Source organism: Streptoalloteichus tenebrarius, assembly GCF_024171885.1.
GTDB lineage: Bacteria > Actinomycetota > Actinomycetes > Mycobacteriales > Pseudonocardiaceae > Streptoalloteichus > Streptoalloteichus tenebrarius.
This window is the reverse complement of sequence record NZ_JAMTCP010000010.1, coordinates 1-14895: the sequence shown is the minus strand read 5'-3', so window position 1 is coordinate 14895 and position 14895 is coordinate 1. Positions and strand designations below refer to the sequence as shown.

The 14895-nt window shown below is 74.9% G+C and carries 16 protein-coding genes; 6 read left to right on the top strand and 10 right to left on the bottom strand.

What is annotated here, in order from left to right; translation table 11 throughout:
• The first annotated feature begins 62 nt into the window (after nucleotides 1–62).
• A complete protein-coding gene (locus LX15_RS11705; RefSeq protein ID WP_253669567.1) occupies nucleotides 63–824 on the top strand; it encodes a TIGR03089 family protein in 762 nt (253 codons plus the stop codon).
• Here the strand turns inward: LX15_RS11705 and LX15_RS11700 are convergent.
• The 5 genes from LX15_RS11700 to LX15_RS11680 form a co-directional block, all read right to left on the bottom strand.
• Entirely contained in the window at nucleotides 793–1236 is a 444-nt protein-coding gene (locus LX15_RS11700; protein ID WP_253669566.1) for a DoxX family protein, read from the bottom strand. The two genes, LX15_RS11705 and LX15_RS11700, sit on opposite strands and share 32 nt — an antisense overlap.
• Before the next feature lie 439 nt (nucleotides 1237–1675).
• The gene (locus LX15_RS11695; RefSeq protein WP_253669565.1) at nucleotides 1676–2839 is read right to left on the bottom strand and encodes an acyl-CoA dehydrogenase; all 1164 of its coding nucleotides are present in this window, start codon (nucleotides 2837–2839) and stop codon (nucleotides 1676–1678) included.
• A 204-nt stretch (nucleotides 2840–3043) separates the two neighbouring features.
• Nucleotides 3044–3535: a 5-(carboxyamino)imidazole ribonucleotide mutase gene (gene purE, locus LX15_RS11690; RefSeq protein WP_253669676.1), complete on the bottom strand. Its 492-nt coding sequence runs from the start codon at nucleotides 3533–3535 to the stop codon at nucleotides 3044–3046.
• Nucleotides 3536–3680: 145 nt separating this feature from the next.
• Nucleotides 3681–4865: a 5-(carboxyamino)imidazole ribonucleotide synthase gene (locus LX15_RS11685; protein WP_253669564.1), complete on the bottom strand. Its 1185-nt coding sequence runs from the start codon at nucleotides 4863–4865 to the stop codon at nucleotides 3681–3683.
• Nucleotides 4866–5292: 427 nt separating this feature from the next.
• Nucleotides 5293–6117 carry a GGDEF domain-containing protein gene (locus LX15_RS11680; protein ID WP_253669563.1) on the bottom strand — a complete coding sequence of 275 codons (825 nt, stop codon included), beginning with the start codon at nucleotides 6115–6117 and terminating at the stop codon, nucleotides 5293–5295.
• Nucleotides 6118–6260: 143 nt separating this feature from the next.
• Here LX15_RS11680 and LX15_RS32420 point away from each other — a divergent pair, with 143 nt between their 5' ends.
• On the top strand, nucleotides 6261–8870 hold the full coding sequence (locus tag LX15_RS32420) for a sigma-70 family RNA polymerase sigma factor (RefSeq protein WP_308213452.1): 2610 nt from the start codon (nucleotides 6261–6263) through the stop codon (nucleotides 8868–8870).
• A 98-nt stretch (nucleotides 8871–8968) separates the two neighbouring features.
• On the top strand, nucleotides 8969–9514 hold the full coding sequence (locus tag LX15_RS11670; protein WP_253669562.1) for a GtrA family protein: 546 nt from the start codon (nucleotides 8969–8971) through the stop codon (nucleotides 9512–9514).
• A 225-nt stretch (nucleotides 9515–9739) separates the two neighbouring features.
• Here the strand turns inward: LX15_RS11670 and LX15_RS11665 are convergent, their stop codons facing one another.
• On the bottom strand, nucleotides 9740–11017 hold the full coding sequence (locus LX15_RS11665) for a sensor histidine kinase (RefSeq protein ID WP_253669561.1): 1278 nt from the start codon (nucleotides 11015–11017) through the stop codon (nucleotides 9740–9742).
• A gap of 18 nt (nucleotides 11018–11035) precedes the next feature.
• Nucleotides 11036–11704: a response regulator transcription factor gene (locus LX15_RS11660; protein ID WP_253669560.1), complete on the bottom strand. Its 669-nt coding sequence runs from the start codon at nucleotides 11702–11704 to the stop codon at nucleotides 11036–11038.
• A 32-nt stretch (nucleotides 11705–11736) separates the two neighbouring features.
• Between LX15_RS11660 and hisN the strand changes: the two genes are divergently transcribed.
• On the top strand, nucleotides 11737–12522 hold the full coding sequence (gene hisN, locus LX15_RS11655) for a histidinol-phosphatase (RefSeq protein ID WP_253669559.1): 786 nt from the start codon (nucleotides 11737–11739) through the stop codon (nucleotides 12520–12522).
• A gap of 232 nt (nucleotides 12523–12754) precedes the next feature.
• On the opposite strand, the gene LX15_RS11650 is transcribed toward hisN, so the two are convergent.
• The 3 genes from LX15_RS11650 to LX15_RS33085 form a co-directional block, all read right to left on the bottom strand.
• Nucleotides 12755–13024, bottom strand: coding sequence for a hypothetical protein (locus LX15_RS11650; RefSeq protein ID WP_253669558.1), 270 nt, complete (start codon nucleotides 13022–13024; stop codon nucleotides 12755–12757).
• 208 nt (nucleotides 13025–13232) lie between these two features.
• Nucleotides 13233–13505: a hypothetical protein gene (locus LX15_RS11645; protein WP_253669557.1), complete on the bottom strand. Its 273-nt coding sequence runs from the start codon at nucleotides 13503–13505 to the stop codon at nucleotides 13233–13235.
• On the bottom strand, nucleotides 13502–14401 hold the full coding sequence (locus LX15_RS33085) for a TNT domain-containing protein (RefSeq protein WP_308213451.1): 900 nt from the start codon (nucleotides 14399–14401) through the stop codon (nucleotides 13502–13504). Before LX15_RS33085 ends, LX15_RS11645 begins: the two co-directional genes overlap by 4 nt.
• A 9-nt stretch (nucleotides 14402–14410) precedes the next feature.
• Here LX15_RS33085 and LX15_RS11635 point away from each other — a divergent pair, with 9 nt between their 5' ends.
• Both LX15_RS11635 and LX15_RS11630 read left to right on the top strand, forming a co-directional pair.
• Nucleotides 14411–14602, top strand: a complete 192-nt coding sequence (locus LX15_RS11635; RefSeq protein WP_253669556.1) for a hypothetical protein — start codon at nucleotides 14411–14413, stop codon at nucleotides 14600–14602.
• Nucleotides 14603–14629: 27 nt separating this feature from the next.
• Nucleotides 14630–14895, top strand: a 266-nt coding sequence (locus LX15_RS11630) for a hypothetical protein (RefSeq protein ID WP_253669555.1), incomplete at its 3' end; no start/stop codon positions are given.

The following is a 14895-nucleotide window of genomic DNA, read 5'->3' as shown; positions in this document are numbered from 1 at the left end:
GGGATGATCCGGCGCGGGACGGCACGGGTCCCGGCACGAGCGCGACGAGGGAGCGGGCCACGATGAGCATCACCGACAGGCTGCTGGGCAGGTTGCTGGCTCTGGACCCGGGTCGGCCGCTGATCACCCACTACGACGACGCGAGCGGCGCGCGGGTGGAGCTGTCCAGGGCGACGATCGCGAACTGGGCGGCCAAGACGGCGAACTGGCTCGTGGACGAGCTGGACGTGGAGCAGGGCAGCCCGGTGGCGGTCGCGCTGCCCGCGCACTGGCAGACGGTGGGCGTCCTGCTCGGCGCGTGGTGGTGCGGGGCCGAGGTGACCGACGACCCGTCCGGCGCGGCGGTGGCGTTCGTCCGGCCGGACGCCGGGTCGGTCGCCGCCGCCGGCGCGGCCGACCTGGTCGCGGCCGTGGCGCTCGACCCGATGGGCCGGGGTCTGGCCGAGCCGCCGGCCGGGTCGGTGGACTACGTCTCCTCGGCGCGGGTGCACGGGGACACGTTCCGGCCGCCGCTGCCGGTCGACGGCGACACCCCCGCGCTCCTGGGGTCCACTGTGGACGAAGTCATGGCGTCGGCGGCGGCCCGCGCCGCCGAGTTCGGCCTGGGGGCCGAGGACCGAGTTCTGTCCACTGTGGACTGGAACCTGCCGGGCGGCGTGCTCGACGGCCTGCTCGCGGTGCTGGCGGGCAGCGCCTCGCTGGTCCAGGTGAGCAACCCGGACCCGGGGGCGCTGCCCGCCAGGGCCACCAGCGAGCGGGTGACCGCGACGCTGGGCGTCGAGCTGCCGGGGGTCAGGCGACTGCCGGCTCCTGCGCGCGGCTGACCGCCCGCCGCCGGCCGAACAGCACCCGGTCCAGGCTGTAGGCCCCGCCGTTGAACCCCAGGGCGAGCGCGGCCGCGGCCAGCACCAGGACGTACTCGAAGCCCTTCGGCAGAAACAGCCCGCCGTTGAGGTGCACCATGAACAGCGCGCCCAGCATGGCGAACGCCTGGAGCAGGCCGACCAGCGGCAACAGGAAGCCGACGATCAGCGCGGCGCCGCCGGCGAACTCGACGAGCGCGGTGAACCAGGCCGACAGCGTCGGGACCGGGATGCCCATCTGACCGAAGGCGGTCGAGGTGGGCCCCATGCCGTTGGTGACGAGCTTCTGCCATCCGTGGGCCATGAAGACCACACCGACGGCCACGCGGGCGAGCAGCAACACGAGGTCACGGATCCACGCCGGCAACTGCATCTGTCATCTCCTCGGAAAGCGGGGTGGTGGCAGGCGACCAGCCAGGTCGGGACGCCCGGTCGGGAACGAGGGGATGTCGTGCGCCACGGCGGCTCGCCGATGAAACCGCAGGGCACGCGACCCGCACAAGACTGCCGGCGGGTAGGTGAAATTTCAATCAAACCTGTCGTTCCGTGGGCCCCGTCACTCGTCCGGCCGCATCCACCCCCGCCGACCTGGCGAAATCGAGGAGGCCGCCGGATGGGCGGTCGGCGCTCCCGCTCGCGACCCAAGCCGGCCGAAGTCAGCCGAAGTCAGCCGAAGTCGACGGGAGCCAACGGAGACCGCGGAGCCGAACGGAGACCGCGGAGCCCGTGGAGACGCCCCAGGACGGCAGAAGGCCCGGAGGCGGCCTGGTCGTGGGGACCAGGCCGCCTCCGGGCCTCGGGAGAACTCGCGATCAGCCCCTGAGCAGGGCGCGGGACATCACGACCCGCTGGATCTGGTTGGTGCCCTCGTAGATCTGGGTGATCTTGGCATCACGCATCATCCGCTCCACCGGGAAGTCCCTGGTGTAGCCGGCGCCACCGAAGAGCTGCACCGCGTTGGTGGTGACCTCCATGGCCACGTCGGAGGCGAAGCACTTGGCCGCCGCCGAGATGAAGCCGAGGTCGGGCTCGCCCCGCTCCGCCCGCGCCGCCGACACGTACACCATGTGCCGCGCGGCCTCGACCTTCATCGCCATGTCGGCGAGCATGAACTGCACGCCCTGGAAGTCGCTGATCGCGCGGCCGAACTGCTTGCGGTCCCTGACGTAGGCGATGGAGGCGTCCAGCGCGCCCTGCGCGATGCCCACGGCCTGCGCGCCGATGGTCGGCCGGGTGTGGTCGAGGGTCGCCAGCGCGGTCTTGAGGCCGGTGCCGGGCTCACCGATGATCCGGTCAGCCGGGATCGTGCAGTCCTGGAAGTAGATCTCCCGGGTCGGGGAGCCCTTGATGCCGAGCTTGCGCTCCTTGGGCCCCACCTCGAAGCCCGGGTCGTCCTTGTGCACGACGAAGGCGGAGATGCCCTGCGACGGCTTGGCCGCGTTCGGGTCGGTCACCGCCATCACGGTGTACCAGGTCGACTCGCCGGCGTTGGTGATCCAACACTTGGTGCCGTTGAGGACCCAGTGGTCGCCGTCCAGCCGCGCCCTGGTGCGCATCGACGCGGTGTCCGAGCCGGCCTCCCGCTCGCTCAGCGCGTACGAGGCCATGGCCTCCCCGCTGGCGACCGACGGCAGGACCTGCTTCTTCAGCTCCTCCGACGCCGACAGCAGGATCGGCATCGTGCCGAGCTTGTTGACCGCGGGGATCAGCGAGGACGAGGCGCAGACCCGCGCCACCTCCTCGATGACGATGCACGTCGCCACGGAGTCCGCGCCCTGCCCGTCGTAGGCCTCCGGCACGTGCACGGCGGCGAACCCGGCCTTGACCAGGGCGTCGTGCGCCTCGGCCGGGAAGCGCTCCTCCTCGTCGACCGCGGCCGCGTGCGGGGCGATCTCCTTCTCGGCGAGCGCGCGAACCGCCTCCCGCAGCGCCTCGTGCTCCTCGGCGAGCTGGTAGGTGCCGAAGCTCGGGTTCACCTTGGTTACCTCCCGGTAGCTGCGTCGCTGACCAGGATGTTAGCCCCCGTTCACACGGGGACACCTGTGCCCTGGATCGCAACCCCGAGCCTGCCCCGGTCGGGAGCGGGTGACAAGGCGGCCCGGCGCCGGGACGTCGTGATCGTCGCCCCGACGCCGGACCCGGCCTCGGAACCGGCCTCGGAACCGGCCTCGGAACCCGGGTCAGGAGCCGGCGACCCGCTCGCGCAGCGCGGCGTCCTTGTCCAGCACCATCCGCTCCAGGTCGGCCTGGAAGGCGGCCATCTTCTGCTGGAGGACCTGGTCGCCGGCGGCCAGCATGCGCACCGCGAGCAGACCCGCGTTGCGCGCGCCGCCCACCGAGACGGTCGCGACGGGCACGCCGGCCGGCATCTGCACGATCGACAGCAGCGAGTCCATGCCGTCGAGGTGCTTCAACGGCACGGGGACGCCGATCACCGGCAGGACGGTCGCCGAGGCCACCATCCCGGGCAGGTGGGCCGCCCCGCCGGCGCCCGCGATGATCACCCGCAGCCCCCGGCCCGCGGCCTCCCGCGCGTAGTCGAGCATGCGCTGCGGCGTGCGGTGCGCGGACACCACACCCACCTCGTACGGCACGCCGAACTCGGCCAGGGCCCGCGCCGCCGCCTCCATCACGGGCCAGTCGGAGTCACTGCCCATGATCACGCCGACCATCGGGTCGTCCGCCACGCCCTCCTCCTTCCGTTGGACCCCACGACCGCGGGGTTCGTCTGGTCCGGCGGCGCGCCCGGCCGTCCCGGCGCGGGCGACGCCGCACGTCGCCCACACCGGACGCGACGGACGTCGACGACGCCGGCGCTCAGTGGATCTGGTAGCCGTCCAGCCACTCGGCGTGCGAGAGCCAGTGCGCGGCGAGGCGGGCCTTCTCCCGCACCGTCTCCATCCGCTCGCCCAGCACGTTGACGTGGCCGATCTTGCGACCCGGCCGCTCCGCCTTGCCGTAGAGGTGGACGCGGGCGTCCGGGTACCGGGCGAACAGGTGGTGCAGGCGCTCGTCAACCCCCATCTCGGGCGTGGCCGGCGCGCCGAGGACGTTCGCCATCACCACGGCCGGCGCCACCGGGTCGGTCGCGCCGAGCGGGTAGTCGAGGACGGCGCGGAGGTGCTGCTCGAACTGCGAGGTCAGCGAGCCGTCCATCGTCCAGTGGCCCGAGTTGTGCGGGCGCATCGCCAGCTCGTTGACGAGGATGCCCGCGTCGGTGTCGAACAGCTCGACCGCGAGCACGCCGACGACGCCCAGCTCGTCGGCCACGCGCAGGGCGAGTTCCTGCGCGGACTCGGCGAGCTCCAGGTGGACCTCGGGCGCCGGCGCCAGCACCTCGACGCAGATCCCGTCCTTCTGCACGGTCTGCACCAGCGGCCACGCGGCCCCCTGCCCGAACGGCGAGCGGGCGACGAGGGCGGCGAACTCCCTGCGCAGGGGCACGCACTGCTCCACGAGCAGCGGCGTTCCCGCCTCCAGCAACTCGGGCACCGCGCGCCGCGCGCTCTCCGGGGTGTCGAGCATCCAGACGCCCCGGCCGTCGTAGCCGCCCCTGGCGGCCTTGAGCACGCACGGCCAGCCGAACTTCGCACCGAACGCCAGGACGTCGTCGAGCCGGGTGACCTCGGCGAACGGCGGCACGGGCAGGCCGAGGTCGGCGAGCCGGCGGCGCATCACCAGCTTGTCCTGGGCGTGCAGCAGGGCCTCGGGGCCGGGGTGCACCTTGACGCCCTCGCCGACCAGCACGCGCAGGTGCTCGTTCGGCACGTGCTCGTGGTCGAAGGTGAGGACGTCGCACCCCTCGGCGAAGGAGCGGAGCGCGTCGAGGTCGGTGTGGTGGCCCAGCACCACGTCCCTGGCGACTAGGGCGGCCGGATCGCTGTCGGCCACCGACAGCACGCGGAGGGACTGGCCGAGCGGGATGGCGGCCTGATGGGTCATCCGGGCGAGCTGCCCGCCGCCCACCATGCCGACGACGGGGGTTCCGGTGCGGGGGTCCACGGGTTCGTCAGCCTAACGGAGCAGGACAGACGGGCCGAACGGCACTGCCCGGTCCGGGCCGGGACCCCCATGCGACAACCCCCGTGCGACGGCTCCGCGCCACGCCTACCCGGCCGGTCAGACCCGGTGAGCCCGACGTCTCCGGACGCCCCTCACCGCGGGCCCTCCCCCGGCCCCGCTCTCCCATCACCCCAGGTCAGCCCCCACCCGCCCTGGGGGGCGAGCCCTGCTCCAGCCTACCGATCACCGCCCGGCCGCCGCAGCGGCAGCGACCGCACCTGTGGATAACTCGGGCACCTGTGGATAACTCCGACAAGTCGGCTGGATAACTCCGACAAGTCGGCCGAGAGAAATCACAGGCCGTGAAGAGAACGCACCTCCTTCGAGGAGCGGAACCGCACCGCCGGTCGTCACTCCACGGCGCGGGTCACCTCCCGAGCTGGTCGAGCACGGCGCAGGCCTCCGCGTGGGTCGCCGGCAACGGTTCCCACCACACCCGCACGAGGTCGCCCGATCCGAGTTCCGGGTCGGCCGCGAGCCGTTGGGCGAGCAGATCCCGGGTCATCACCAGCCGGTCCGTGAGCCGTGCGTTGCGGAGCGCGAGCACCACTCCCACGGACGGGCGAAGAATTGCGTGCGTCTCCCCCTCGTCGAAGACCGCCCGCAACACCTCACCCACCAGCGTCATCGCGACCAACCGCGCCCAGCCGGCCAGACCGGAGAGGGCGGAGACGTCCAGAGCCACCGCCACCAGCGCGTGGGTCCGGTCCACCGGCCGCCCGTCCGCCGCCCCGGCGAGGTACAGCTCCCGCAGCCGCGTCCGCAGGTAGGCGGGCGTGACCAGCCCGGTCAGCGCGTCCGTCACGCCGCCGGCCGCCGTCCGCTCGTCGAGCGTGTCCGCCCACCCCTCCGCCACCAGCCGCACCCACTTCGCGGGCACGCCGTCCGGGTCGGCCACCGCCGGCTCGGCCTCACCCCGGTCCACCAGCACGGCGTGCAGCGCGGCCAGGTCGACGAGCGTCTCCCTGAGCCCGACCCCCGCCCTGGCCCGCGCCCGCCCCAGCGCCGCGAGCGGCCCGGCGAGCGGCAGCCGCGCCACCACCGCCAGGCACACCTCGTCCACCTGCGGCGCCGCCCAGTCCCCCCCGAACGTCCAGCCGGACAGCATGCTCGCCGCGTGCCACCGCCGTCTGAGGCGCGCGACCAGCGCGGATCCCCCGCCGATCCGTCCGGGGTCCGTCGGAACGATCACCGTCGGTCCCCTCCTTCCCCCCGACCTCTCGGCCGAATACACCACTGGGGTGACGGTGTCCGCCCCAATTCGTGACGCTGTTCGGCGTGACGAAAACCCCCCTGGTTCGTCACACTGAGCGAGCAGGAGAGGGGAGGAGCCGGGTGTCCACTGCCTCCGCAGACGTCCACGGCCCCAGCGACGCCGAGTTGATCTCAGCGGTCCGCGCGGGCACCGTCGACGCGTACGGTCAGCTCTACCAGCGGCACGTCTCCGCGGCGCTCAACCTGGCCCGCCAGCTCTCCCGCTCCCAGGCGGAGGCGGACGACCTGGTCTCCGAGGCGTTCGCCAAGGTGCTGGACACGCTCAGGGCGGGGGGTGGCCCGGACACCGCCTTCCGCGCCTACCTGCTGACGGCGGTCCGGCACACCGCCTACGACCGCACCCGCAGGGAGCGGCGGGTCGAGCTGTCCGACGACGTCACCGCCGTCGCCCCGCCCTCGGTGACCAGCGTGCCGTTCCGCGACACCGCGGTGGCCGGCCTGGAGCGCTCGCTCGCCGCCAAGGCGTTCGCCCGGCTGCCGGAGCGGTGGCAGGCGGTGCTGTGGCACACCGAGATCGAGGGGCAGTCCCCCGCGCAGGTCGCGCCCCTCCTCGGGCTGACGCCGAACGGGGTGTCCGCGCTGGCCTACCGCGCCAGGGAGGGGCTGCGACAGGCCTACCTCCAGGTCCACCTCGCCGAGACCGGGGAGGCCCGGTGCCGCGCCACCGTCGACCGGCTCGGCGCGTGGACGCGCGGCGGGCTGTCGCGGCGGGAGACCGCGCAGGTCGAGAAGCACCTCGACGAGTGCGACCGCTGCCGGGCGCTGGCCGCCGAGCTGGCCGACGTCAACGGCGCGCTGCGCGCGTTCGTCGCGCCGATCGTGCTGGGTGGCGCGACCAGCGCCTACCTCGCGTCGGCCGCGACCTCGACCGGCGGCTGGGGCGCGGCCGCGGTCACCGCGTCCGGTGCGGCGGCGACCAGCCCGGCGACCGGTCCGGCTGGCCCGGCGGCTGGCCCGGCTTCGACGGGTGGCGGCTCCGGCGGCGCGGGGAGTTCGCTGCCCCGGCAGGCGGCCGGGACGGCGGCGTCCACCGCCGCCCTCGCCGCCGTGGTGGCCGTGGGCCTGGTGGCCGGCCCCGCCGGCATCGAGCTGCGGCTCGCGGAGCCGCCTCCGCCACCGCCGAGAACCCAGCAGCCCGCGCCCGCGACGCAGGCGCCCCCGCCGGTCTCCCCCGAGCCGTCGTCGCCCTCGGTCCGCCCGCCGGCGGCGGTCTCGCCGAGCCCCGCCGCGCCGCCGCTGGTCGCTCCGCCGCCCGCCGCACCGGAGACGCGGAACCCCGAGCCCGCCCCTGGTTCCGTTCCCGCGCCGGCCGACGCCGCCCAGCCTCCTCAGCCCGCCGATCCGCCGGCGCCCCCGGACCCCGGACGTCCCGAGCCGGGGGACCCGGACCCCGGGAACCCGCCGCGACCGGCCCCGAGCCTGGCGCTGAGCGCGCCCAGCTCCGTGACGTTGGCGCCGGAGCAGACCGTCGAACTGCCGATCACGGTGACCAACACCGGGGACGGCCCGTCCGAGCCGGTGCGGCTGTCCCTCGCCCTGCCCGAGGGCGTCACCGCGTCGCCGGCCCGCGCCTCCACCGCGCGGATGCTCTCCGCCGGGCCGACGCCCGCCGGGAGCGCGACGCCGCCCTCGGTGAGCTGCACCGGGAACATCGAGTGCGTCACCGACCGGGGACTGGCCGCCAGGGAGCAGATGACGTTCACCCTGGTGCTCGCCGCCGGCCCGCAGATCGGCGACGGCACGATCACCGGCGACGTCAGGGGCGGCCCCGGCGCGCCCATGCCGGTCAGGGTCGGCCTCACCGTGGCCCAGCGCCGGCACGGCGTCGACCTCGACGTGCGGGTCGTCCGGTGGGGGCTGCCGCCGGCCACCCGGCTGGAGATCACCGCGAACAACACCGGGGACCTGCCGGGCCGGCCGAGCGTGACCGTCGAGTCGCCGTGGCAGCTCCCCCCGATCTCCGTGCAGCCCGGCTGCGCGCACTCCGGGCGCACCCTCACCTGCACCGCCACCAAGGACGTCCGGCCCGGCGAGACCTACCGCTTCTCCGCGTGGTTCGTGGGCTGGGACCTCCACGGCGTCGTCCAGGTCGCCGCCCGACTCGGCGAGGCGGCCGTCAGCCGGTCGATCACCGTCGACCACCGGAACCCTGACCGGCCCAGCGAGCACCTCGCCGGCCCGGAGCGGCCGCCCGGCCCGCCGGGGCTGCCCGTCCTCGGCTCCATCCCCGCGTCGTCCGTGCTCACCGGGCCCTCAGCGCCTTCCGGGACCTCTGGGCCCTCTGGGTCGGGCTCGCCCCAGCCGTCCGACCGGCACCCGTCGACGCCGTCGCGACCGGAGGACGGCGACCGGCCCCGCCCCTCAGCGCCCAACCAGCCCAACCAGCCCGACCAGCCCGGACGGCCGACGACCACGACGAGCGAGCCGCCGCGCCCGACGACCACGAGCGGTCCGCCGGCGACCACCACGCCGGCTCCCTCGTCACCGCCGGCGCGGCCGTCGCCCGCCCCGTCCACCACCACGCCGAGCCCGACGACGTCGTCCCCGGCGTCCCCCGCCGCTCCGTCGGGTCCCGCCGCCACGCCCCGGTGCCAGGACCCGAGCGATCCCGCGCTCCTGCCGGGGCAGGCCGGCCAACGGTGTGAGGTGGCGCTCCCCGCGCCCCGGTAGCCGGACGGGGACACCGGATCTGTGACGAGAATCGCGTGCCACAGCGGGGAATGACGGTTGCGCGAACCGATCAAGTAGGTCTCCGTACACTCGGCGGAGTGTCCGTCGTCGATACCGTGATGAGCCGGATCCCGCCCCGCCTGCGGGAAGTGGCCTACAAGCACCGGGAGCTGTTGAAGTTCGCCATCGTCGGCGGAACCACCTTCGTGATCGACACCGCGATCTTCTTCCTCCTGAAGACGACGATCCTCGCGCCCAAGCCGGTCACCGCGAAGATCCTCGCCACCCTGGTGGCGACGATCGTCTCCTACATCCTCAACCGCGAGTGGTCCTTCCGGGAGCGCGGCGGGCGCGAGCGGCACCACGAGGCCGCGTTGTTCTTCGTGCTCAACGGGGTGGGGCTCGCGCTCAACGCGGCGCCGCTGTGGGTCTCCCGCTACGTCCTCCACCTCCAGGAGCCCGAGGTGGGCCGCCTGGTGCAGGAGATCGCGGACTTCGCCAGCGCGCAGATCGTCGGCACCCTGGTCGCCATGGTGTTCCGGTTCTGGGCCTACCGGAAGTGGGTGTTCCCCGACGAGAACGGCCGGGCCCGGCGGGGCAGCGTGCAGGAGGACGAGACGGTCGAGGAGCTCGGGCACTCCTGAGAACGCCAGGGCACTCCTGAGAGGTCCGACGTCGTCGAGAGGGCGGTGCGCGGGGACCCCGCGCACCGCCCTCTCCCGTTTCTCGCGGCGGCACGGACTCCGGTGCCAGCCCCGCACGGGACTCCGGCGCCAGCCCCGCCCGGGACTTCAGCGCCAGCCCCGCCCTGCTCCCTCCACAGTGGACTCGATGGGCTCGGTGGACCCACGCCGGGCGGCGGCGCCCGCTCAGCGCGGGGTCGCGTCGGACCGCCAGGGCACGCCGAGCACGTCGTCGGCGCGCGGCACCCGCAGGAAGACCGAGAAGGTGGCCGGGCGGGGCGAGTTCAGCTCCAGCCGGCCGCCGTCGGCCTCGACGAGCGCCCGCGCCAGCGCCAGCCCCACGCCGGTCGACCCCGCGCCGGACACACCCCGTTCGAAGATGTGCGGCACCAGCTCGTCGGGCACGCCGGGCCCGGAGTCGGAGACCTCCACGACGACCGTGCCCTCCCCCGGCCTGGCGGACAGCGTCACCGTCCCGTCCCCGTGGCGGAGGGCGTTGTCCAGCAGCACCCCGATCGCCTCCCGCAGGCGCGCCCGCGTGGCGCGGGCGAGCAGCCCGGACGGGACCCGCAGCCGCAGCACGCGCCCCTCCGCGCGCAGCGGCTCCCGCCAGTCCTCACCGATCGCGGGCAGCTCCTCGCCGAGGTCGAGCGGCTCCGCGCTGACCTGACGCGCCGCCCGCGCCGAGGCCAACAGGTCGTCCAGCGCGGCGGAGAGCCGTTCCGCCTGCTCCAGCGCGGCGCGGGCCTCATCGGCGGTGGCCGGCTCCGGGTGCGTCGCCAACGCCTCCAGCCGGAGCTGGAGCGCGGTCAGCCGGCTGCGGAGCTGGTGCGAGACGTCGCCGACGAGGTTGCGCTCCCGCTGGAGCAACTGGGCGAGCGCGGTCGCCGAGGCGTCCAGGGCCTCGGCCACGCGGTCCAGCTCGGCGACGCCGTGCCGTTTCGAGTCCGGCCGGAAGTCCCCGGCCCCGAGCCGGGCGGCCCGCCGCGCGACGTGCCGCAGCGGCTCGGCCATGCGGTGCGCGGTGAGCGAGGCGACGATCATCCCGACGCCGACCGAGAGCACCACGAGCAGGCCGACCAGCAACGCGACCTCGGTCTGCGAGTCGCGCAGCGGGCCCGAGGGGGCGGACAGCTCCACGCGTCCCTCGTGGACGATCGGCACCGTCTCCACCAGCGCGTCCGGTCCTGGGTCGCCGCCGTAGCGCTCCTCCCCCGTGGTGCGCGAGGTCACCACCAGCCGGCCGCCCTGCGGCACGGCCAGCTTCACCTCCTCCAGGTTGACCTCGGCCAACGTGGCGAGCTGGTTGTCCAGCGTCGCCGCGATCTGCTGCGCCCGGTTCTTCAGGTCAGCCCTGGTGATGTCCTCGACCACCCGCATCGCGGTGTAGCCGAGGGGCAGGCCGAGCGCCACCGCGGTCACCAGCACCGCGAGGAGGGTGCCGAGCAGGATCCGTCGCCGCACCGCCGGTCCCCCGCCCGGCTAGTCGGTGTTGAACCGGAAGCCGACGCCGCGCACCGTGGAGATGCGCCGCTCCCTGCCGTTGCCGTCGCCGATCTTGCGACGCAGCCAGGAGATGTGCATGTCCAGGGTCTTGCTGGCCTTCAGCTCGGGGTCGTGCCAGACCGTGGTGAGGATCTCGTCCCGGCTCACCACCTGCCCCGCGTGCTGGATCAGCACCCGCAGCAGCTCGAACTCCTTGTTGGCGAGCTGCACCTCGCGCCCGTCCACCTGCACCCGCCGCGCGGCCAGGTCCATGCGCACGCCGTTGACCTCCACCGCCTCGGGCATGCGCCGGCGCAGCAGGGCCCGGATGCGGGCCATCAGCTCGGCCAGCCGGAACGGCTTGGCCACGTAGTCGTCGGCGCCGGCGTCGAGGCCGACCACGAAGTCAACCTCGTCGGCGCGGGCGGTGAGCATGAGCACGGGCAGGTCCCGCCCCGCCGCGCGCAGGCGGCGACAGACCTCGAGGCCGTCCAGTTCGGGCAGGCCGAGGTCCAGCACCAGCAGGTCGGCGACCCCGTTCTCGGCCTCGCGCAGCGCGGCGGGACCGTCGCCGACCACGAGCACCTGGTAGCCCTCCCGCTGCAACGCCCTGGACAGGGGCTCGGCGATCGCCGGATCGTCCTCGGCCAGCAGCACCACGCTCACGGCCACAAGACTAGGCGTGCGAGCATGCCCCGGTGACCACCCTTGCCGAGGACCTGGACCTCGCCCTCCGGTTGGCGGACACGGCGGACGCGATCACGCTGGCCCGGTTCCGGGCGCGCGACCTCAGGGTGGAGCGCAAACCCGACCGCACCCCGGTCACCGACGCCGACGTGGCGGTCGAGGACGCGGTGCGCGCGGTCCTCGCCGAGGAGCGCCCGGCCGACGCGGTGGCCGGCGAGGAGCGCGGCGGCGAGGTCGGCGCGGGCCGGGCCTGGGTGCTCGACCCGATCGACGGCACCAAGAACTTCCTGCGCGGGGTGCCCGCGTGGGCCACCCTGATCGCCCTGGTCGACGCGGGGACGCCGGTGGTGGGGGTGCTCTCCGCGCCCGCGCTGGGGCGTCGCTGGTGGGCCGCGCGGGGCGCCGGCGCGTGGACGAGCGACCTGGACGGCACGCGCCGGCGCATCGCCGTGTCCGGGGTCACGGAGCTGGGCGACGCCTACCTCTCCACCACGCACCTCGGCTCGTGGGTGGAGCACCACTCGCGGGAGGCGTACCTGGCGCTCGTGGACTCCTGCTGGGAGAACAGGGCGTTCGGCGACTTCTGGCAGCACTGCCTGGTCGCCGAGGGGGTGATCGACCTCGCGGTGGAGCCGATCGTCAACCCGTGGGACGTCGCGGCGGTCCAGGTCCTGGTCGAGGAGGCCGGCGGCCGGTTCAGCGACCTGGCGGGAACGCCGCGCTACGACACCGGCTCGGCCCTGTCGTCGAACGGCGTGCTCCACGACGCGGCGCTGGGCGTGCTCGGAACCCGGTGACGCGCGCCTGAGGCCTCCCGGCGGCTCACAGGCTGGCGGCTCACAGGCTCACAGGCTCACAGCCGCTGGCCGCAGTGCTCGCGGCGCCACTCCCGCCTGGGGTTCTCCACGAACACGTGCCCGCTGGGATTCCTGGGGCACGTCGTCTCCTGGCTGGCGTCGCGGTCTCCTGGCTGGCGTCGCGCAGGGAGGGGCACCCGTTCGGGAGTGACGGCCTCCACGCACAGGTCGATCACCCGCTCGGGGCCGACCCGGACGTGGCGTAGGCGCTGCGACCCGCCGCGGCCTCGATGGCGAGCAGGGCGGCCCGCCGGCCGGCGTAGCTGGGGTCCTCGGTCCTGGCGTGCCAGTGGTGGACGTCGGGGGTCGCCGGGCGGAGCAGGCGGGACGCCTCCTCGTGCGCCCAGTGGGCCACTCCCGCCGGCTCGGTCAGCACGGCGGCGGGGACCTCGGCCAACCGCGCCTCGCGCCCGGCCGCCTTGCGGCTGTCACCGCGGAGCACGCGGTCCTCCACGCACGCGTGCCAGTGCACACACCGCGCACGCCATGTGTCCAGGTGCTCCCCGAACGTGGTCACGCCGCCGGAGTGATCCCGCCGCTGTCGTGTGACAGGGCAAGCCCGATCACCCGAGGGAAGCTCACGTCCCGCACCGGCGTCCGGGCGCGTCGCCACCCGGGTGATCGTCACAGAACGTGTCCGGAGATCCGGGTCACTCCGCCAACCGGAGTTGGCCCCGCACGGCCTGCGTCCAGGCCAGTCGACCGAAGAGGTAGAAGCAGGCCACCTGCTCGTTGGAGAAGCGGGCCCAGTCGTAGCGGTTGCCCTGCTCCCGCCAGTACACCTCCCACGCGGGCTCGCCGTCCTCCCCGAGGTTGTCGTCCCGCACCAGGCACCAGGCGTCGTCGGCCTCGACGCCGACCGACACCAGGCCGGGCGGCACGCCGAGGGACTCCAGCCAGCTCAGCACGGACTCCGCGTTCACGCCTGCGCCTCCGTCTCGCCGCCCCGACCCCGCGTCGGGGGCTCCGCGCCGTCAACCCGGTCCCGGTCCCGGTCCCGCGGACCGCTCCCGTCGTCGGCCGCCCCGGCCGGAGCGGCGCCGTCCCGGGCGACGACCGCGCCGTCGCCACTCAGCCCCACGTCCCCTGCCGGCGCGGGTTCCGGAGCCGGGGGCACCAGCTCGATCTCCTCCAGGTAGCCCAGCGCGACCAGCTCGACGACGGGGTACGTCGCGCGGTACCGGTCGCCGCCGCCGGGCTGGCCGAACCAGGGCGCGGTCGTCGCCCGCCACACGGGCAGGGACCGCAGCACCCGGTACCGGCGGTAACCGCGACGCAGGTGCTCCGGGGGGAGGCAGCGGAACCGGAAGGGCGTGCCGGCCTCGGCCAGCACCCGCCCCTCGGGGTCGCCGAAGCGGTCGAGCACCGTGCCCTCGTCCAGCACCCACGGCTCGGCGGGCTCCAGGCACCCCTCCGGGAACATCTCCGAGGGCGGCCAGTTGTACTCGGCGCGGCGGCCCGCGGCCGGGTCGGCGGGGCGCACCAGGAACCGGCGCTGCCAGTCGCGTTCGGCCACGTCGCCCAGGGGCTCGTGGTCCTCGGCCAACGCCTCCACCTCGGGGTGGTGGGCCGGCGCGGCCGCCGGGGCCGGCGGTGGCCGCTCCCCCGCCCTGACCCGCCGCAGCGCCTCGGCGTCCTCGACCATGCCGGACATCGGGTGGTCCTGCGGCGGGAACCGCAGGCCCGACGCGAAGTTCCGCTCGGACGCGGGGGCGCGGAGCTGTCGCTCCGGCCGCGTCGCCACCTTCGGCATGTGGCCGATCGGGAACATGTGCAGGTAGAACGCCATGATCTGGTCGTCCCGCCTTGCCGGCCGCACCGGGTCGCCGTGACCGGCCGGCGACGGGCCGTGCGGCGGCAGGTCCCAGGGCTGGCCAGGGAGCGGGGCGGGGACGGCCGTTCCGGGGAACGGGGAACCGTTCCCCGGGGCGAACGGGGAGGGGTGCGGAGCGACCGGGACGCCCGCGCCGGTCTGCGCATCACCGCCTGGTTGGGGGACGGCGCCCCCACCGTGCGGTGACGAGCCGAGGTTCGGCCCGAGGACGGGTTGCTGCACGCCGGGGCCGAGGGCGTGCGGTCGCGCCGGCCCGGGTGGCAAGCCGGACCCCGACGACGTCGCGAAGCCCTGCGGCGGCAACGGCGCGCCGCCCGGCGCGGGCGCCGGGGACGGCGTGAACACCGGCGGAGCGGCACCGCCCACCAGCGGCGCCCTTCCCCCGAGGCGGGGGTCGAAACCCGGCCGTTCGGAACCCGGCGGGCGTTGGCCTGGCTGTCCGGCCTGGCCAGGCTGTCCGGGCTGGCCAGGCTGTCCGG

Coding starts and splice junctions, on each gene's coding strand:
- LX15_RS11705 (WP_253669567.1), top strand. CDS start 63: ATGAGCATCACCGACAGGCTGCTGGGCAGGTTGCTGGCTCTGGACCCG.
- LX15_RS11700 (WP_253669566.1), bottom strand. CDS start 1,236: ATGCAGTTGCCGGCGTGGATCCGTGACCTCGTGTTGCTGCTCGCCCGC.
- purE (WP_253669676.1), bottom strand. CDS start 3,535: ATGGTCGGCGTGATCATGGGCAGTGACTCCGACTGGCCCGTGATGGAG.